We start from the raw sequence: 18,600 nt of genomic DNA, 5'->3' as shown, positions 1-18,600 counted from the left end.
CGGCTTGAGGGTGAACTTGGGGATGAACGTCGGTATCCGGGGGTGCGGGGCGCCGGCGCCGGGGGAGCATGGAAGAGCAGCAGGCCTGCACGGGAACTGGAGCCTTCGAACTGAGGCGCCAGGCTCTGCACAATGCAAGAACCGCCGAAGCACTGCCGGGCCCCAAAACCGCCAGTGCTTCGGTCTATTGCGGCGGTCCGGTACCCCAACACCGGGCCGCCGCAGTCCGGAATCCAGACATCCCTCCGCGGACCTGGATTCCGGGCTTCGGCGCCTTAGAGCACGCCCCGGCGCAGCGCCTCTCGTAGTGCGTCGTCCCGGCCGGAGACCCCGAGTTTGCGGTACAGCCCGCGGAGCTGGGATTTGACGGTGTTAACCGAAACAAAGTGCATGCCGGCTATCTCTGCGAGTGAACCCGTCTGGACCAGTGCCCCCAGGATCGCCAGTTCACGCGGAGTCAGTGCCGGCAGGTCACCGGTGCTTCCGATGACGGCGGCCTGATCGGCTGCCAGACCCACGTCAAACCCGGTTTCCGCTGCTGCTTTGCGGACGCGTTCCAGGTCTGCCGCCGGCAGGAGTGCGGTGGACAGCCTGAGCCCATGGACGGTGCAAAGGTTCGATAAGCGGGCGAGTTCCAGCCTCAGCCCGGGGGTCATCCCCGGTTCAAGCTGCAGGCGTGCGGCAACGGACAGACCGGTTGCCTCCGCCTGCCGCCGGACGGTGCCCTCCGAACGCAGACGGAGCACGGAGCTGAGCGTTTTGTCCGGCTGCCCGGAGGCGAGCTGGATACGTGCCGACATCAGTTCCCTGGATTCCCTTGGCAGGTTTCCGGCTGCCGCAAGGGCCTGGCCGGGAAGTCCTGAAGCGAGCAGGAGCAAGGCCTGCGCGTGGATGAGCAGCGCGCGCTCCGGTTCGCTGATCGGGGGCAGGTCCGCCTGCCGGGCGAGCAGTTCTTCCAGCCGGGCCAGCGCCGGGGCCGGGCTGCCTCCGGCCAGGTCTGCCATGGCGTCCAGATACCGTACCCGGGGCCAGAGTTCCATGGCATCGGCCTGGTCCAGGACATGGGCAAGGGCCGCTTTGGCTGCAGCATGCTCTCCTGCTTCAAGGGCAACCGCCGCTTCGGCAAGCCGCAGCGGAGTCTCGGAGTAGGGGGGTACCTCATCCCGGCCCCAGCCCAGGCTGCTGCAGAGCTGCAGGAAACGGGCGGCGCCGGGCAGATCCCCAGTCTCGGCGAGGAGAGAGGCTGTGAGGGAGTGGTAGTAACCCTCATAGTCAGGCTGGTCCTTGGCTGCGGCAAGCGCCGCAGCCTGCGTAAACGCCGCTTCGGCGCCTTCCAAGGCACCTGTCCGCCACAGCGAGATACCCAGGTGTGCGACGGCAACGGATTCGAGCGGGCCTATTCTCTCGCGTTCGGACAGCGGCATTTCTGCGTACGCCCGCAGCCCGGATAATGCCCGGGCGGCGGAACGGGACAGCTGGCCGCATCCCCGCAGCCCGACCGCCTCAACCAGGGTCAGAAGCAGCCGCTCAGCCCCGGGCATGGACCGGAAGATGGTGCGGGCGCCGGAGAGTGCCAGCAGGGTCAGCTCCGTCCCCCGCATCCTCCGGAACGCTGACGAGTTGTAGAGGATGGCGAGGGCCAGCGCCGGCGCAGGCTGCCGCGCCAGTCTCAGGAGTGAGACGCCTTCAAGGAGCTTCCTGGTCTCGGGACCGTGGAATGTGAAAAGCTCCAAGGCCCGGTGACGGATAATTTCCGTGGCCAGGTCCAGGCTGTCCGCAGCCATGGCGTGGCGCAGTGCTTCGAGGGGCTGCCCCTGTTCCAGGAAGTACCGTCCGCAGATCCCTTCCAGGGCGTGCACGCGTGCGGGGGACGACTTCCGCGCACCGGCCAGCACGGCGCTGCGCAGCAGCGGGATCATCACGGCGCCGCCGTCGCTGCTCCGGGTGAGGAGGCCTTTCTGTTCAGCCTCACGGATCATCGTGTCAGCGTTTTGGCTGCCCCAAATATGTGCCGCAAGGGAGGCCGGAAGTTCCTCGGGCACGCAGGCGCCGAGCAGGAAATCAGCGAGCGCGGCGGAGATCCTGGGCGGGGACAGCAGCTCAGCGAGGTCCGCGGCGACGGCGTCCAGCACGGCTGGCAGCTGCCGTACCGGGCGGCTGCGAACAGGCGCGGAGGAGGAGAGTGCCATAAACCGGACCCATCGCGGCAGGCCGCTGGTTAGTGTCCGGATTTCCTCCGCCTGGTCCCGCAGTCCGGAGCCGACCAGCGCACGTTCGCATTCCTCTACGGTGAACGCCAGCTGCGCCGGGCCTATCACTGCGACGTCCAGTTCCAAAAGCGCCTTTCGCAGCTCGATACTTCCCAGCGCTGCCGTGCTGGCCACTACCCGCAGGCCGGGCACCGCCCGCAACATGTCGAGCAGCAGGTCCTCTGCAGGAAACCCGCTAGCCAGGTGGAGGTCCTCCAGGATCAGCAGGTCCCTGGCAGGCAGGTGCGCCAGGCGGGGCAGCACGGAGCGGAGTTCGGCTCCCTCGGCCGCCTCCCGTCCAACTTCCTCAATCAGGGCCGCGTCGGCCGGTCCCGGCACTTCAAAGGCACCGGCCAGCAGTGCTGAGAGGAACCTGGCTGACGGGCCGGGCTGCTCGGCGGGCGCCATTGCGCTCCTGCGGGCCGAAACCCATGCAGCAGGCCGGTCCCGCACAGCGGCCCAGTCCTGCAGGAGCGTGGTTTTTCCCGCTCCGTCAGGGCCGCGCACGAGCGTGAGCGGGGCGGCAGCGGCGTCGTCGAGCGCGTGCAGCAGCCTGGCGCGGGAGAGGACGAGCGGATTCGGGCGCGGGGGGCCCGGGACTACGGCGAAGTGCGGCATGTGGCTGGATCCGGCTCGGCGGGACGTGGGTGCCCGCAGCCGCGCCGAAGCGCGCCCGGAAGCAGTTTCAAGATATCCGCTGCGAATCCCGGGACGCTATTATGTGACGCCGTCCCAGGCCTGTGAGGCGGGCAGCTGGATGACCCGGGAACTCTGTACCCGGGAGCGTCAGAAGACTGTCAATGCGGAAACGAGGTCACGGTAGGCCATTCCACTGGTCACCGGCTCAAGCGTGGCACGCTCCTCATCGACCATGAGCAGATGCTGCCCTGCTCGGCCCGCGTCCACGTAGCCCCACTCAGGGGCGGCGCCGTCGGCGGTTTGCACCTGGACTCGCCAGATAAACCACGGTTCGCTCCACATCCTCATCCACGCAGGATCGTCCGTGGGCGGCGGTTCGTCTGCGGATGCGATACGGCGGTCGAAGACCTCGGTCGGAAATTCGAGGACCCCCGTCGTGAGGGTCCAGGCCGGACCCAGACCCAGCCATGAAGCTACCATGTGGGCCAGATCTGGGAGACCGACGAAATCCAGCTGAACCAGGGACTCATAGCGGTCGATGCGGTCGGCGTCGAGTTCCGTGCGGGAGGGACCAGCGAGTACCAAGGCATTCTCGTCATCGATCTGTATCTGCAGCTCCGTGGAGGCTTTGGGATGCAGGCAATGGATGCTGACGGAGACTCGGGTTGAGGTCAGCGGTGCCGTGACGGTGATGCCCTCCGGGGTCAGGCGCCCTGCGGTATCCATCAGCCCGGCCTCGACCAGGGCGGCAAGGCCCGCTTTTCGGCCGGCTCGCTGGAAACGTCCGGCGTAGCCGCTCTCCGCGGCTGCGTCCAGCAGATGTACCGCTTCCCCGTTCAGCCACGGCCCCCGGGAACTGAAGGGCTGCCGGTCGGACAGACCACCGAGTTCTTCAAGGTCGGCTCCAAGAATCCGGCTCGCGGCCTCATCCAGCGCCGGTTCACGGTCCGGGACAACATCAACCATTGGAGGGGTCCTTCAGTGCGGCCGAGAGCGCGATGGCGCCCAGGACCTCGTCGTAGGCGGTCAGCTGGTTGGCGGCACAGGAGGTGGTCACAGAAGCGGCCAGTCCGTTGCGGAACAACAGCAGCTGGCTGCAGTGGATCAGCCCCCCGGATCCCCGGTGCAGGTACTCGAGCCGGCGGACGGCTTCCAGCTGGGGGACCGGGTCCACAGCAAGCAGATAGGGGTCCGCCAGGGAAGTCAGCAGTGATGCCATAACGACCGTGCTCAGTTGGGTTACGGTGCCGGGGAAGGGGAATACCGTAACGGCGACGTTCGGGCGGAAGCCGCCCTCATCCATCCACTTCGTGAGCGGTGCTGCGACCACCAGTTCCGCGTCCGGGTGCGGAATGACCTCCCAGTCTGACGGGCGCTCAAGGGCGACGTTGGTGCTGTACTCAGCGGTGAACATTCCCGCTCCTTCGCAGCCAGGTGAACGGGGACGAATATTCGGGTTTCAGGACTTCGTCTTTATTCGCACCGCGATCCAGCCAGTCTTTGTACCAAGCGGGCAGCATAAAACGGGGGAGACGGAACAAGCAGGCGACCGCCAAGAGCATGAACGGTGCAAGGACATAGGTGGTGTTGACACCGTCAAACCAGTTGAGGCCGAGTTCCGCACAGACAGCGAGGAAGCTGCCCACGAGTAAGAACGGCAGCAGGTAGATGCCCAGGAAGCCGAAATAGCTGTGCCTGCCGAATTGATACATGTTCCTCTTCGCCGCCCAGCTGCGCCAGGTTCCGTTCATTGCCGCGACCCCGGAGATTAGACAATAGAGAGTTATCAAAAGTATGACGGTGCCGGCCAACAGTATTGCTAGAACGTCCATGACGTTGAATTCTCCCACGCTTCCCGGGTCACCATAGTTTGAGGTTTTCCCATGCTTCCTTGAGGCCGCCTCTTACGCTGTCTGCGATGCCTTTTTCTGCGGCATTCCTGAAGAAATTCCCCACGCCTTCTCCGACGGCTCCGCCGATCCACCCTCCCACGGCTGCACCCACGATCGTTCCCACTACGGGAATGGGGATGAAGCTCCCGAGCGTCGCTCCTGCCGCGGCACCGAAGGTGCTGCCTGCCAGGGACGAACCGCCTTCGACAAGGGCTGTGGCACCCGCGCTGACCACCCGCTCTCCCGTGCTCATGTCGGGTTGCTCCAGCTGGTCCTGGTTCCATTGCTCCGCCCAGTTTTTGTAGACGGACAAAGCACCATCGACCACGCCCAGTCCGTTGGCCGCCCTGTTCGCCCAGCGCGGCAGCTCCGGAGCAGCCACGTTGTTTCCACCCGCGGTGGTTCGCCGCCGCGCCCCGCGAATCACCGGGTCGCGGAAAACCGGCCGATGAATGGTCAGTGCCCGCGCACCCAGCGGCGCGAGCACCGACGCCATGAAGCTGCCAGCCGGGAGATAGCGGTACGGCCGGCCGTTCAACCGCAGGGTGACTGAGCCCGGCACATTGAGCTGGCGCCTGTTGGAACCGGGGTCCAGGGCCACCCTAATCAGCCGGGGACCGGGGTTCTGGTGCACTGAAAGGGACCCGTGGATGGCCAGGCCGATCGAGACCGCGGCGTAGGGCGACGTTGTTATTCTGTGCGGCTCCGGAAATGACGTGTGCAGGCTGGAAATCGCAGCAGCGCAGGCGTCTTCCGCAGCTTGCAGTTCGGCGGCGATCGAGGCTGACTCGCGGGTGAGGCGTGCTTCCTCCGACCGCGCCAAGGCCGCGCTTTCCTGGCTGTCCTCCTCCAGCGGCCGGCAGGCGTGGTCCTGGAGCGCAGCCAGGAGGGCATCGTAACGGGGGCGAAGTGCGTCAACGGCGTCGGCGTAGGTCTCTAGGGCATCCCGGATTGCGCCGGTCACATCCGCTGTTGCGTCCGTGTAGACGGCTGCCTTGGCCATGGCACCGTGGACTATGTCCTGCTCTGGGGCCTGGTAGCTGTCCTGGAGCCCGGTCCAGGCTGCAACCAGATCCTGGCCGTAGCCTTTCGCCCGTTGTCCCGACGCGTCGATCGCTGCCGCGTCATTGCGGACGGCACCGGTGTCCGGCAGTACGGGGAGGTTTCCTGCACTCACCGTCCGCCTCCTGCGCTGTCCTCGTCCGAGGTGGCGGCGGGGGATTCGCCGGCCAACCGATTCGCGTTGCCGGCCATCTCTTCGTCGCCGCGCACATAGTGGTCCACAGCCTCGCTGGTCGAATTGCAGGCGTTTTCGCTGCGGACGGTGCCGCTGTTGATCAGCCGGGACAAATAGTCCTCATAGCATTCCGTGAGCGCCTGAAGGATCACGGGGCTGTTGGCCGAACCGGCAGCAGAGGTGACTGCGTTCTGGAGTGTGGTCTCCTCGGCGATCAGATCTTCCACCGTGGCGCGTGCCTTCCCAATGACGCCACGGACTGTGGCGACTTGGATATCCCAGCCGTTGACCGGCATTTCTTCCCCCTGTATTGCAGAACAACTTACGTTCCATGTGCTCAGAGCATTCGTAACGCGAAGAGCCTAGCGCAGGACACACAGGGGGCCCATGGGGAGAACTATCCATGGGGGATGCTTACGGGCGTGGGAAAGCGAAGGAAGCTAGGCGGGCTTTTCGATGTCTGCGGCGTCCTGGATGGAATACGCGTAGCCCTGCTCCGCCAGGAAACGCTGGCGCCTGGCGGCGAAGTCCTGGTCCAGGGTGTCGCGCGCGACGACGGTGTAGAAGTGGGCAGCCCGGCCGTCGGACTTCGGGCGCAGCAGGCGGCCCAGCCGCTGGGCCTCCTCCTGGCGGGAGCCGAAGGAACCGGAGACCTGGATGGCTACCGAGGCCTCGGGCAGGTCGATGGAGAAGTTGGCAACCTTGGACACCACCAGTGTCTTCAGCTTTCCTTCACGGAAGTCGTTGAAGAGCCGCTGGCGTTCCTTGACCGGCGTTCCGCCCTTGATCACCGGTGCGTCGAGCCGATCAGCCAGCTCATCGAGCTGGTCGATGTACTGCCCGATCACCAGGATCTGGTCGCCCTCGTGGCGGCGGACCAGGTCCTGTACCACCTTGGACTTTGTCTCCGAGGTGGAGCACAGCCGGTACTTGTCGCCGTCCTCGGCCATGGCATAGGCAACGCGTTCGTCCCGCGGCAGATCCACCCGGACTTCGATGCACTCTGCCGGGGCAATGTAGCCCTGTGCCTCGATGTCCTTCCAGGGTGCGTCGTAGCGCTTGGGACCGATCAGGGAGAACACTTCGCCCTCGCGGCCGTCTTCGCGCACCAGCGTGGCGGTGAGGCCCAGCCTGCGGCGGGCCTGCAGGTCAGCTGTCATGCGGAAGATCGGTGCCGGGAGCAGATGGACCTCGTCGTAAATGATCAGGCCCCAGTCGTTGGCATCCAGCAGCTCCAGGTGCGGGTACAGCCCGCCGCGCTTGAGGGTGAGCACCTGGTAGGTGGCGATGGTTACCGGGCGGACTTCCTTGACCGCACCCGAGTACTCGCCGATTTCGTCTTCGGTCAGCGATGTGCGGCGAAGCAGTTCGTCCTTCCACTGCCGGGCCGACACCGTGTTGGTCACCAGGATCAGCGTGGTCGTGGAGCTGGTCGCCATGGCGGCGGCACCCACCAGCGTTTTGCCGGCACCGCAGGGCAGCACCACCACTCCCGAGCCGCCGGCCCAGAAGTTCTCCGTGGCCAGCTTCTGGTAGGGGCGAAGCGCCCAGCCGTCCTCGTTCAGCAGGATTGGGTGCGGCGTGCCGTCCACGTACCCGGCCAGGTCTTCCGCCGGCCAGCCGAGCTTGAGCAGGAGCTGTTTGAGCTGGCCGCGCATCGCGGACTGCACCACCACCGTTTCGCCGTCGATCCGCGGACCCAGCAGGGGCTGGATCTTTTTGGCGTGCAGCACTTCCTCGAGGACAGGATAGTCATTGGTGCGCAGCACTAGTCCGTGCTGCGGGTCCTTCTCCAGCCGCAGCCGCCCGTACCGGGACATCGTTTCCTCGATGTCCACCAGCAGGGTGTGCGGGACAGGGAAGCGGGAATAGGTGAGCAGCGTGTTCAGCACCTGCTCGGCGTCCAGCCCGGCGGCCCGGGCGTTCCAGAGCCCCAGCGGGGTAAGCCGGTAGCTGTGGATGTGTTCGGGGGCCCGCTCAAGCTCCGCGAACGCTGCGATGGCGTGCCTGGCCTCGACGGCCTGGGGGTGGTCCACTTCCAGCAGGATGGTCTTGTCGCTCTGGACGATCAAAGGTCCGTCAACCATGTGCTGGGCTGCCCTCCACTATTTCCACATCCATTATCCGATGTATCGACACTACGCGTTCCACGTCCCGGCGCGGATCAAAGACCCGTACCCGGCCGTCTCCTACGGATAGAGGAACGAAGATCTCCTGGCGTTCATTCCCCTGGCTGTCCACGACGCCCATCCGCACGGAGCTTTTGGTCCGGATGGCCTTGCGCAGGGTTTCCAGGCTGACCAGGGGAACGGCCTCATCTCCCTTTGCCGCCACGACGGGCCCGCGGCCGCGCAGGGCAGCCAGCTGGGCGTCGAGGTCGTCCTCCGTCAGTTCCCACTGGTTCATACGGGTGGCGGAGGACGACGGCGCCGGAACCGGGGGGCGGGCGTGGGAACCCGAGGCTTCCCGTGCGCGTCCCTCCATGACCGGCGCGTAACCCAGGCCCCGGATCGCCAAGGCGAGCTCCTGTGGTGTGGCGGCCGAGGCGATTACGGTCGGCGCAATCCGGCTCAGCCCCAGGACGGCGGCGCGCGGATCGGCCATCAGGGCGTTCAGCCCGGTCTCGTCGTCGCTGCGCAGGTAGGACCAGGCCGCGCCGATGCGCAGCTTGCCGTGCCGGGCAGCGGTATCTTCCACCAGGTAGCGCAGCGGCTGCGGAACTTCGGTGGCGGAATAGTGGGCCAGGAATTCAAGGATCGACGCCGCGTCCAGGTCCGAGTCCAGGGCACGGCGGATGGAATTGGAGGAAAAACGGTAGATGGTAGCTGGACCCTGTCCCTCGGCGTCGGCTACCAGCGCGAGTTGCCGGGCCACCTTCGGATCCAGGTAGCCGGGGGCCACCGCTGTCAGGTCTGCCTGCAGCAGGAAGGAGCTCAACGGCTCCGGCAGCACCTCCCGCAGCCGGTCCGCGGCCCGGTCCAGGTCACCTGCGGCGACGGCGTGCCCCAGCTCGGTGAGGGCGCCGGAACCGACGAGTCCCAGCTGGGCGGCCTCCTTCAGGATTCCCGGAACGAGTCGGGCGAAACGCCGCTGGAGCCTGGGCTGGTACCAGGTCAGTGCGCTGATGAGGTCTTCGGCGTCGTAAGCGCCGGAGTGCCCTTCCTCCACGGATTCTGCTCCGACCAGGGACGCGAACATCTCCAGCATGCGGTGCCGCACCAGCGGGGCATCGGGCCGGGAAAGCTCGCCGGCCAGCGCATTGACCGATCCTCCGCCCGGCAGCGGTGCGCCGACCAGCGACGGCGCCCGGTCGGCTTCCAGCCAGGCCTCAACCAGGTGCCGCCACTGCATTTCCCGGTCCAGGGTGTGCCAGTCGCTTTCCGCGGTACCCCAGCGTGAGGTGGCAGCATCGAGGACAAGCAGTCCGGAGAGAGCGGAGAGTTCAAGGAGCCAGGCAGTGGCCGGTCCGTCCAGGCGCAGAGCTTCGGAAACCCGCCGGACTTCGCGGACACCGACGCCGCCGGAGCGCAGGGTTCCGATGGGTGCTTCAGCGGCCACGGCCAGCAGCTCGGTCACCAGGCGCAGTGTTTCCGCCACGGCGCCGTACGCTGCGTTGTCCCGCAGGGCATGCGGGACGGGGCGGGCCTTTGGCGGAACCGGGTCCAGCTGGAAATCGGAGACGATTACGTGGCCCCGGGAAGCCTGGCCCACTGGACGCGGCAGCTCAACGTGAAGGGCATCCAGGGGCACCAGCAGGCCGTGGGCAACAAGCCACTCAACGGGGGTAGGGGCGGGGTTGTCCAGCACGGCGCGGCTGATGGCGGCCTTGCGCGGAATGGTACCCACCGGAGAGTACTTGAACCGCCGGAGCAGGTCATGGGTCTGCGGGGGTGCGTCGGCCAGCAGGGCTTCCCAACCGGCGGGGTCGGAGACCAGATGGTGCAGCGAATGCGCTGCGGTTGAAGGCGTGTCGGCTTTCTCGATGGGCAGCCCGCGCTGCCGCAGTCCCTCCACGATTGAGACCAGGCGCTGCCCGAATTCCGGCTGCTGGGCGGCAAGGGTTGAATAAGGGCGGCCCAGACCGGCGGGATAGGCGCCCAGCGCTTCGCCCAGTACGGAGACCGGCAGGTAGAACTTGCGTCCGGCGTCCGCCTTGGGGGCACCCGGATGCGGGGTTGCGCGGCGCAGCAGGGCAAGGCTGTGCAGGTAGCTCAGGATCGCATCCAGCGCCTTGATGGTGGAGCCGGAGATCGAGGCCTTCAGCCAGGAGGCCGTGGTGCTCAGATGCGAGTCTTCGTTTGTGGTCAGGTCCAGCGCTTCCAGGACCTGCAGCTGGGGTGCGGTGAGTTTTTCAAGGGCGCGCTGTACGCTGATGCGCGTCGAGGCCCGGGCGGCAAGTGCCTGGAAATCAGGAACCGGAGGCAGGGCCAGGTCCGGCCGGGCGAGAAGAAGTTCGCGCAGTTGTTCGTCACTGCGCGCTGCAAGGTCTTCGGCCAAGGCTCGGATCGCGGACATCGTCCAATACGTTACCCGAGTGGGACCGAAAACAAACGGGTCAGCCCCGGCGCCGCCGCACGATTGAGTCAATTACCAGCCCGGCCATCATCAGGAACGCCAGGGGCAGGGCATAGAACGCGCCGGCAGCAAATCCGGGCCAGATGGCCTCGCCCCGAAGTGCTTCAAGGAGCAGGGCAGCGAGGCTGCCGGCACCGGCCACGGCCAGCAGTCCTGCCAGCGCCGTTATCAGCATCCGCAGCGGTGACCGCTTTGATTTTTGAGAGCCGTCAGCGCGGCTGTTTGAGGGGGTCGGACCCAGATGCTCCATGGTCTTTAACGCTAACAGCTAAAAATCCGCACACCCAAAGCGGGGCGGCCCAAGGATTAGGGGGCTCGGGATATTCTAAAGGGAAGACTCTTCCCCGTAGTATCTCAACAGGCATCCGCCGCCGGCCCGCTAGAAGACCGGAAGACGGATACGCGCGGACGTACCACCCCATTCATCATGCGGTCGAAAGTCCGCACCCAATAGCTAAGAACGAGGTAAGCGAAGTGCCCATCGGCAAGGTCAAGTGGTTCGACACTGGCAAGGGATTCGGATTCCTGGCCACTGACGACGGCCAGGAAGTCTTCCTGCATGCTTCTGCGCTTCCCGCTGGTGTGAGCGAGGTGAAGCCCGGAACCCGGATGGAGTTCGGTGTGGCCGACGGACGCCGCGGCCCCCAGGCGCTCTCTGCCCGGATTCTCGAGGCTCCGCCGTCGGTGGCCAAAGCCACGCGGAAGCCCGCTGATGACATGGCGGTGATTACCGAAGACCTTATTAAACTGTTGGATGGAATCTCCAACGGACTGCGCCGGGGCCGGTACCCCGAAAAGAAGCACGCCACCAAGGTGGCTGCCGTGCTGCGGGCCGTTGCCGACGACCTTGACGCATAGGGGCAGAACCACCGAGTGAAAACTACCGACGCGACCGTTACCGAACCGACTAAGCCTGCTGCTGCCCGCAAGCCGCCGCGCAAGCCGTCCAAGCCGGACGCGGTGCTCGCCGCTGCCGTCGAAAGCGCCCGGGCGGGACTGCTGGAAGTCGCGCCGGAAGAGCAGGTAGGGGAGTGGCTCAGTGCTGTTCCCGAAGCAGACCGGCTGGTCACCCACCGGTTCCGCGCCAACCGCCCCGGCTACCGGGGCTGGGAGTGGTACGCCACTGTGGCACGGGTTCCGCGCGGCAAGGTGGCCACGGTCTGCGAAGTGGGCCTGCTGCCCTCAGCTGACGCCATCCTGGCCCCCGAGTGGGTGCCGTGGTCCGAGAGGGTGCGTCCCGAGGACGTGGCTGCCCAGGAAACCGAGTCCAAGGACGAGGCCGGGAATCCGGACGCCGGCACAGCAGAGGCAGCTCAGACGGAAGAAGACGCCGCGGCACCTGCGGCCATGGAGGACGAATAATCGGTGAGTGCACGGAATTCGGTTCACTGTCCCGGAAGGGAGAAGTGAACCTAAATGTTCCGTTCGCTTCGAATTTTCAACTACCGCATCTGGTTCCTGGGAGCCCTGGTTTCCAACATCGGAACCTGGATGCAGCGCACCGCCCAGGACTGGCTGGTCTATGACATCCTGACCAACCAGGACGCAGCAGCCATGGGCATCGTCATGGCGCTGCAGCTGGGCCCGCAGCTCCTCCTCGCACCTTGGGCAGGCCTGATCGCGGACACTTATGACCGGCGCAGGGTCCTGCTCGCGACCCAGGTTTCAATGGCCGCCCTCGGCGCCGGACTGGGACTGCTGGTGCTTTCAGGCCACGCGGAGCTGTGGCATGTCTACGCCTTCGCGCTGGCGCTGGGCGTGGTCTCCGCCGTCGACGCCCCCGCCCGCCAGAGCTTTGTCTCCGAGGTGGTCAGCGAAGAGAACCTGCCGAACGCCGTCGCGCTTAACAGTGCATCCTTCAACGGCGCGCGCATGATCGGCCCGGCGGCTGCCGGACTGCTGACCGTGGCGGTGGGACCCGGCTGGGTTTTCCTCATTAATACGGTCACGTTCGCGGCCATGGTCCTGGCACTGCTGAAGATGCGTTCCTCCGAGCTGCGGGTGCTGCCCAAGGCCCCGCCCGGCAAGGGACGGATCCGCGCCGGGCTGAAGTACGTGCGCTACCGCCCGGACCTGATCATGGTCCTGGTCGCGATCTTTATCGTGGGAACCTTCGGACTGAATTTCGCCGTGTACATCGCCGCGATGGCCCGGACTGAGTTCGGGCAGGACGCCGGGATCTTCGGGCTGCTGAACTCCATCATGGCCATTGGCTCCGTTGCCGGAGCACTGCTCTCCGCGCGCCGTGAACGTCCGCGCCTGCGGTTCATTTTCGGGGCCGCCGGGGCCTTCGGCATCGCCTGCACGGTGGCCGCACTCTCGCCGAGCCTGTGGATCTTTGCCCTCTCCCTGATTCCGGTGGGGCTGTTCGCCCTGACCCTGATGACCAGTGCCAACGCCTACGTCCAGACCACCACGACGCCGGTTATGCGCGGCCGGGTCATGGCGCTGTACTTCGCGATCTTCCTGGGCGGCACCCCGCTGGGTGCGCCGATCGTCGGATGGGTTTCAAATGCCTTCGGTCCGCGCTGGAGCCTCGGCGTCGCCGCCGCTTCCGGGCTGGTCACTGCCGTGATTGGCCTGGTCTGGGCCTGGCGTTCGCACCACCTGCGGCTGCATTATGACCGTTCAGTCCGGCGCCGCCTTTACCTGACCAGCGATGCGACGGAGAAGCGCTTAAACGAAGAGGACCCCAGGCCGCAGTAGCGGCGCCGGGGTCCTCCTCGAACCGGGCAGGTGCCCGGGAACAACAGATCTGGCGGTTAGGAGTGCTCGATCACGTAGTCGATGCACTGCAGCAGCGCACTGACGTCGTCAGGTTCAATGGCCACGAAGGTAGCGATACGCAGCTGGTTGCGGCCGAGCTTGCGGTACGGCTCCACGTCAACCACGCCGTTGGCGCGCAGCGTCTTGGCAATGGCTGCAGCATCAATCGAAGCATCGAAGTCGATTGTGGCGATGACGTTGGAACGGTCCTCGGTGCGGGCGACGAACGGGGAAGCGACGCCGGACTTCTCCGCCCAGGAGTAAATGCGGCCGGCGGAGTCGGCAGTGCGGGCCGCGGCGAAGTCCAGTCCGCCGTTGGAGTTCAGCCACTGGATCTGTGCATCCAGGGTCACCAGCGTGGAGAGCGACGGCGTGTTGTAGGTCTGGTTCAGCCGGGAGTTATCCACTGCGGTCTGCAGGTTCAGGAAGTCCGGGATCCAACGGTCCGAGGCATTGATCCGGGCCGCACGCTCAAGGGCGGCGGGGGAGAACATACCCAGCCACAGCCCGCCGTCGGAAGCAAAGTTCTTCTGCGGGGCGAAGTAGTAGACATCGGACTGAGCCAGGTCGACGTCCAGGCCGCCAGCGGCGGAAGTGGCATCGATCAGCACAAGGGAGTCCGCATCGGCGCCGGCAACCCGGCGAACCGGAGCGGCGACGCCCGTGGAGGTTTCGTTCTGCGGCCAGGCGTAGACGTCAACGCCTTCCTCGGCTGCTGCTTCGGGGCGGGTGCCGGGTTCAGCCTTGATGATGCTGGAAGCTGCAAGGAAGGGGGCTTTGTTGGTGGCGGCAGCGAACTTGGAGCCGAATTCTCCGAAGGAAAGGTGCTGGGCCTTGTTTTCCACCAGTCCGAAGGAGGCGATGTCCCAGAAAGCGGTGGAACCGCCGACGCCGAGGACAACCTCGTAGCCCTCGGGAGCCCGGAACAGGGCGGAGAGTCCCTCACGGACGCTTCCCACGAGGTTCCTCACCGGTGCCTGCCGGTGGGAGGTGCCAAGCAGTTTGGCACCGGCACTGGACAGGGCCTGGATCTGCTCGGGCCGGACCTTGGAAGGGCCGGCGCCAAAACGTCCGTCCTTGGGAAGAAGATCTGCGGGAATCGTAACGGCGGGTTCGCCCATTTTCTGTTTGCTCCAAGCGGGTTGGCAGGGTGCTTCAACGTACTCTTCTATTCAACACCCGGCGCCCTTACCGGTCCTATTTGTGACCGGGCTGGCGCATCGGGCCTGCCGGCGCAGATAATTCTCCCCGGTTTGGGCCGATGGGCTAACGTGGGAACGGAACCGGCGGCGCGTTCTGTGCCGCTGCGGGTATTCACTTCCGCACGATTGCTAGGAGCGGTACGGTCATGACGGACCTCATCGACACAACTGAGATGTATCTTCGAACCATCCTTGAGCTCGAAGAAGAGAACATCGTGGCCCTGCGGGCGCGCATTGCCGAGCGCCTGCGCCATTCCGGCCCAACCGTCTCCCAGACCATCGGGCGGATGGAACGTGACGGCCTGGTAGTCGTTTCCGGGAACCGCCAGCTGGAACTGACCGAGCTTGGACGGCGACGCGCCACCGAGGTAATGCGTAAGCACCGGCTGGCCGAGAGGCTGCTCGCCGACGTGATCGGACTCGACTGGGCGTACGTCCATGACGAGGCCTGCCGCTGGGAACACGTGATGAGCGAACGCGTCGAGCGCCGGCTGTATGACCTGCTGGGCAAGCCCACCGAATCCCCGTACGGAAACCCGATTCCCGGGTTGGAAGCCCTTGGCGGCGAAGCGGCCGTACCGCCGGCTGTTGCCTACCGGGACCTGCTGTCCGCCGTCGAGCTGGTCAGCTCGACGCAGCCGATGGTGCTGGAGCGTCTGGCCGAGCCGATCCAGGTGGACCCGGAGCTTCTGACCCAGCTGGATGAGGCCGGTCTGCGTCCGGGAGCGAGCATTACGGCTGAGGTCGTGGGTGGCTACATTTCCGTGCGCGTGCCGGGAATTGAAGGCGCCCTGGAACTGCCCGCAGAGGTGGCTTCCCACGTATTTGTCTCCGCGCCCGCTTCGTGACCTTCAGCTCCGGCAGGTAACGGAATGGTATCTTTTGGTCTTTTGCCCCTATAGTGGCATCTGACTACAGCAACAACACCGCTAACCGGTCCAACAGCCGAACCCTGCCACTGGACCGCAGGTGCAACCGTTCGCAGGCAGGGGCGGAGGACCCACCAACCGGCAGCAGCAATGCCTTGGGGTGAAGCCTTCGAGCAAGCGCAGGACCATCCGTTTACCTGGATTGTCCCGGGCATCGGGGGCCGAGTTTCTCTACTCGAATCCGACAGCTAACTTCGCAGGCTTTTAAAGAGAGGGAAACACTTGTCGAAGCATGCTGCTTCGGGCAGGCGCAGGGCCGAATTGCCGGCCGCTGAACTGCGTCCACGCACCGCCAGCCGGCCAGCCGGCCGGCGCCGCGCCGAACCTGTCCACCGTCCACTGGGCGGCACGGCCCAAAAATTCGCCATCACGGCTGCCGCGTCAGGGTTGGTCCTGACCGTCGCAATGCCGACGACGGCGGCGGCTACGGACCCGGCCATGGCGCCGGAACCGGCAGCCGCACCGGCCCCGGTCTCCGCGGATCCCAATGTGGTCCTGGATTTTGACCGCGCCGCGCTTACCTCCAAGTTCGACCCCGATGCCAAGCTCCGCGGACTAAGCGTCGCAGGAACCGACGTGACCCCGGCTGCGGCCAAGGGCACTCTGGCGACCCCGCTGAAGTCCGAACTTATCCAGACCTCATCCTTCGGCTACCGGGTCAGCCCCATCACGGGCACGGCGGGGGAACTCCACACCGGCCAGGACTACGCTGCTGCCTGCGGCACCGAGGTAACGGCTGCGGCAGCCGGAACGGTCAAGTCTGCCGGCTGGCACGAGTACGGCGGCGGGAACCGTGTGGTGGTCGATCACGGCAACGGCGTGGAGACCACCTATAACCACCTGTCAGCGATCAGCGTGTCCGTCGGGGACACCGTGGAGCGTGGACACCTGGTTGGCGCCAGCGGGACCACGGGGGCCTCCACCGGCTGCCATCTGCACTTCGAGGTACTCGTAAACGGCAATCCTGTCGATCCCCTCGGCTGGTTGTGACCCCGGCAATACCCTTTCGTGACCTGAGCGTGACATTTCCTTGATGTTGTTATATTCTCGTCACCGTGCCTGATTCGCCAAAGATCAGGCACTCTCGAACAGCTCGCCGAGCTCTGCCACTGTCCGAGATCCGTTCGCAAAATCGCATGGCAGAGGCGGGGGAACCAATTTCGGGTTTCGCAAGAAGCCCTAGGGGTTAAGTTGCCGGACTTAGCAGTCCAGCAACCGGGTGACTCCCATCCGAATCCGACAGCTCACCTCGCAGGCGTTGGGAGAGGCAAATACTGTGTCATCAGTCAATTCCGGCCGCCGTCGTGCCGCCACCGCGCCGGTAAGCCCGCTTACCGCGCTGTCCAAAGCCGTTACCGCCAACGCAGGATCCGTCGGCCGCCAGGCTGCCGTGGTTGTCGCTGCTTCCGGCCTCGTCCTGGCCGCAGGCATGCCGGCCCAGGCAGCTCCGGTTTCAACCGACCGCCAGGCCCTTGAAGCCACCCCCCTCAACGTTGTGACCTCCAACGGAACCGTTACGGTCTCCGAGCAGGCACCTTTCGAACTTCCGGTCCAGCCGCTGGCCGGCTCGCTCTCCGGCGCTGAGACCCGCGCACAGATTGCAGCTGCTGAGCAGGCCGCGGCTGAAGAAGCCGCAGCTGCTGCTGCCGCTGCACAGCAGGAAGCCGTCGCCGCGCAGCAGGCTGCCGCTCCGGTTCAGGCCGCACCGGCCGCCGGCAACGTCAGCACCGCTTCCTCCACCCCCGCTCCCGCTGAGGCAAGCGCCAGCGGCGTCGCAGCCGGCCTGGTGGCCTCCGCCTACGCCCAGATCGGCGTGGCGCAGGACTGCACCGCCATGGTTGAGAATGCACTGCGCTCGGTCGGCAAGTCCGTGGGCGACCTGGCTCCCGGCCAGTTCTTCGCCTTCGGTGCTGTTGTTGGCAGCCCGCAGCCCGGCGACCTCGTCATCACCGGCGGCCACGTTGCGATCTACGTCGGCAACGGCCAGGTCATCAGCGGTGGCCTCAACGGCATGAACACCGGCCTGCACTCCCTGTCTGATCTTCCCGGCGCAAGCTTCGTCCGCGTCAGCTGACGCCCAGTTGCCAGAAACAACGGAGAAAACCCCCAATGACCACGTCAACTGAGCGTGCGCGCCACCGTGCGCCCGTACAGCGCAACAACTCCCTGTCCGCTCTTGCAGACGCTGTCAGCAGCGCCGGCAGCGTAGGACGCCAGGCTGCAGTTATTGCCGCCGCTTCCGGTCTGGTACTGAGCACGGGCGTAGCTGCTACCGCAGCCGGTCCGGAGACCTCACGCGATGTGCAGACCAGCAAGCTGGACCTGTCCTCCATTCCGCTTCAGGTCCCGGCGGACGCAATCGGTCCGGACCTGACGCTGACCCCGGTTCCGGGCGTGATTGTTGCTCCCGAGGTCGCAGAGGCCGCTGAGGTCACAGTCCAGTCCCAGGAAGTTACCGCTGGCCAGGAAACGGCTACGGCTCCCGCAGCCGCACCGGCAACGGCGCAGACGGCAGCTGCTCCGGCAGCACCGGCTCCGGCCGCCTCCGGTACGGCAGCGACGATCGCTGCTGCTGCCTACGCGCAGCTTGGTGTCATGCAGGACTGCACCATGCTGGTTACCAACGCGCTGGCAGCTGCCGGCATCAACTTCCACGACTGGCCCGCCGGTTACCTTTCCCTGGGCCGCACGGTGAGCGCAGCCGAGGCTGTCCCCGGCGACCTGATCTACTACGCCGACGGCGGCATGGGCCTGGCCCACATTGCTGTCTACGTAGGCAACGGCCAGGCCGTGCACGGCGGGTTCTTTGGGAACCAGACCGTGGTTGCTGCCGCGGAGCTTGGTTCCGGCGGCGTGTACATCCGCGTCGGAGGCTAAGCGCCTTAGTTTGACGCAACCTTAGTTTTGACACAGTGAAGGGTCCTGCCGGAAACGGCAGGACCCATCTGCCTTTCCGGCGCACCCACCCGCCCCGCCGGGTTGCCAGCCGTACCAGCCGCCGGCCCTGGTTCGCGCGAACCCGGGCCGGTTTAATAGCGGGATCGCGTTCCGCGGCTTACCCTTGCAGTGAACATTCGAAGTACCGCACTGCCGGTGGACGTTGTCTCTTCC

Annotated in this window: 17 protein-coding genes and 2 riboswitches; of the genes, 7 read left to right on the top strand and 10 right to left on the bottom strand. The window is 65.9% G+C overall.

Translation table 11 applies throughout. The features are described 5' to 3' along the window. Positions 1 to 275: 275 nt before the first annotated feature. The 9 genes from TVC13_RS11780 to TVC13_RS11740 all read right to left on the bottom strand — a co-directional run bounded on the left by TVC13_RS11780 (position 276) and on the right by TVC13_RS11740 (position 10,842). Positions 276 to 2,867: a LuxR C-terminal-related transcriptional regulator gene (locus TVC13_RS11780; RefSeq protein ID WP_422401386.1), complete on the bottom strand. Its 2,592-nt coding sequence runs from the start codon at positions 2,865 to 2,867 to the stop codon at positions 276 to 278. 168 nt (positions 2,868 to 3,035) lie between these two features. Then, entirely contained in the window at positions 3,036 to 3,854 is an 819-nt protein-coding gene (locus TVC13_RS11775; protein ID WP_422401385.1) for a hypothetical protein, read from the bottom strand. Beyond that, positions 3,847 to 4,302, bottom strand: a complete 456-nt coding sequence (locus TVC13_RS11770; protein WP_422401384.1) for a hypothetical protein — start codon at positions 4,300 to 4,302, stop codon at positions 3,847 to 3,849. Before TVC13_RS11770 ends, TVC13_RS11775 begins: the two co-directional genes overlap by 8 nt. Continuing rightward, positions 4,289 to 4,738 (bottom strand): hypothetical protein, encoded by a 450-nt coding sequence (locus tag TVC13_RS11765; RefSeq protein ID WP_422401383.1) that lies wholly within the window; start codon positions 4,736 to 4,738, stop codon positions 4,289 to 4,291. The genes TVC13_RS11770 and TVC13_RS11765 overlap by 14 nt, the downstream gene beginning before the upstream one ends. A 10-nt stretch (positions 4,739 to 4,748) precedes the next feature. Then, on the bottom strand, positions 4,749 to 5,957 hold the full coding sequence (locus TVC13_RS11760; RefSeq protein ID WP_422401382.1) for a glycine zipper domain-containing protein: 1,209 nt from the start codon (positions 5,955 to 5,957) through the stop codon (positions 4,749 to 4,751). Beyond that, positions 5,954 to 6,313, bottom strand: coding sequence for a DUF6507 family protein (locus TVC13_RS11755; protein ID WP_422401381.1), 360 nt, complete (start codon positions 6,311 to 6,313; stop codon positions 5,954 to 5,956). Before TVC13_RS11755 ends, TVC13_RS11760 begins: the two co-directional genes overlap by 4 nt. Before the next feature lie 144 nt (positions 6,314 to 6,457). After that, on the bottom strand, positions 6,458 to 8,104 hold the full coding sequence (locus TVC13_RS11750; RefSeq protein WP_422401380.1) for a DNA repair helicase XPB: 1,647 nt from the start codon (positions 8,102 to 8,104) through the stop codon (positions 6,458 to 6,460). Further along, positions 8,097 to 10,532, bottom strand: a complete 2,436-nt coding sequence (locus TVC13_RS11745; RefSeq protein WP_422401379.1) for a helicase-associated domain-containing protein — start codon at positions 10,530 to 10,532, stop codon at positions 8,097 to 8,099. The genes TVC13_RS11750 and TVC13_RS11745 overlap by 8 nt, the downstream gene beginning before the upstream one ends. A 40-nt stretch (positions 10,533 to 10,572) precedes the next feature. Next, positions 10,573 to 10,842, bottom strand: coding sequence for a hypothetical protein (locus TVC13_RS11740; protein WP_422401378.1), 270 nt, complete (start codon positions 10,840 to 10,842; stop codon positions 10,573 to 10,575). 224 nt (positions 10,843 to 11,066) lie between these two features. Here TVC13_RS11740 and TVC13_RS11735 point away from each other — a divergent pair, with 224 nt between their 5' ends. The 3 genes from TVC13_RS11735 to TVC13_RS11725 are packed head-to-tail and all read left to right on the top strand — an operon-like array spanning position 11,067 to position 13,298. Then, on the top strand, positions 11,067 to 11,450 hold the full coding sequence (locus TVC13_RS11735; protein WP_091607783.1) for a cold-shock protein: 384 nt from the start codon (positions 11,067 to 11,069) through the stop codon (positions 11,448 to 11,450). 15 nt (positions 11,451 to 11,465) lie between these two features. After that, the gene (locus TVC13_RS11730) at positions 11,466 to 11,954 is read left to right on the top strand and encodes a DUF3027 domain-containing protein (protein WP_422401377.1); all 489 of its coding nucleotides are present in this window, start codon (positions 11,466 to 11,468) and stop codon (positions 11,952 to 11,954) included. Between the two features lie 54 nt (positions 11,955 to 12,008). Continuing rightward, entirely contained in the window at positions 12,009 to 13,298 is a 1,290-nt protein-coding gene (locus TVC13_RS11725) for an MFS transporter (protein WP_422401376.1), read from the top strand. 56 nt (positions 13,299 to 13,354) lie between these two features. Here the strand turns inward: TVC13_RS11725 and serC are convergent, their stop codons facing one another. Next, on the bottom strand, positions 13,355 to 14,479 hold the full coding sequence (gene serC, locus TVC13_RS11720) for a phosphoserine transaminase (protein WP_422401375.1): 1,125 nt from the start codon (positions 14,477 to 14,479) through the stop codon (positions 13,355 to 13,357). Positions 14,480 to 14,706: 227 nt separating this feature from the next. On the opposite strand from serC, the gene TVC13_RS11715 reads away from it, so the two are divergent. From TVC13_RS11715 to TVC13_RS11700, 4 genes are all read left to right on the top strand, one after another. Beyond that, positions 14,707 to 15,408, top strand: a complete 702-nt coding sequence (locus TVC13_RS11715) for a metal-dependent transcriptional regulator (RefSeq protein WP_422401374.1) — start codon at positions 14,707 to 14,709, stop codon at positions 15,406 to 15,408. Positions 15,409 to 15,493: 85 nt separating this feature from the next. After that, a riboswitch (cyclic di-AMP (ydaO/yuaA leader) is annotated at positions 15,494 to 15,708 on the top strand. A gap of 3 nt (positions 15,709 to 15,711) precedes the next feature. Then, entirely contained in the window at positions 15,712 to 16,479 is a 768-nt protein-coding gene (locus tag TVC13_RS11710; RefSeq protein WP_422401373.1) for a M23 family metallopeptidase, read from the top strand. A gap of 125 nt (positions 16,480 to 16,604) precedes the next feature. Then, positions 16,605 to 16,761: riboswitch (cyclic di-AMP (ydaO/yuaA leader) on the top strand. Between the two features lie 4 nt (positions 16,762 to 16,765). Next, the gene (locus TVC13_RS11705; RefSeq protein WP_422401372.1) at positions 16,766 to 17,563 is read left to right on the top strand and encodes an NlpC/P60 family protein; all 798 of its coding nucleotides are present in this window, start codon (positions 16,766 to 16,768) and stop codon (positions 17,561 to 17,563) included. Between the two features lie 35 nt (positions 17,564 to 17,598). Beyond that, complete coding sequence (locus TVC13_RS11700; protein WP_422401371.1) at positions 17,599 to 18,366, top strand: NlpC/P60 family protein; 768 nt, start codon at positions 17,599 to 17,601, stop codon at positions 18,364 to 18,366. Positions 18,367 to 18,600: the final 234 nt, after the last annotated feature.

Source organism: Arthrobacter sp. 3Tela_A (genome assembly GCF_049311025.1).
In the GTDB taxonomy this organism is placed as follows: Bacteria; Actinomycetota; Actinomycetes; order Actinomycetales; family Micrococcaceae; genus Arthrobacter_B.
Note: the sequence above shows the minus strand (reverse complement) of the source record. Positions and strands in the feature narration are given on the sequence as shown.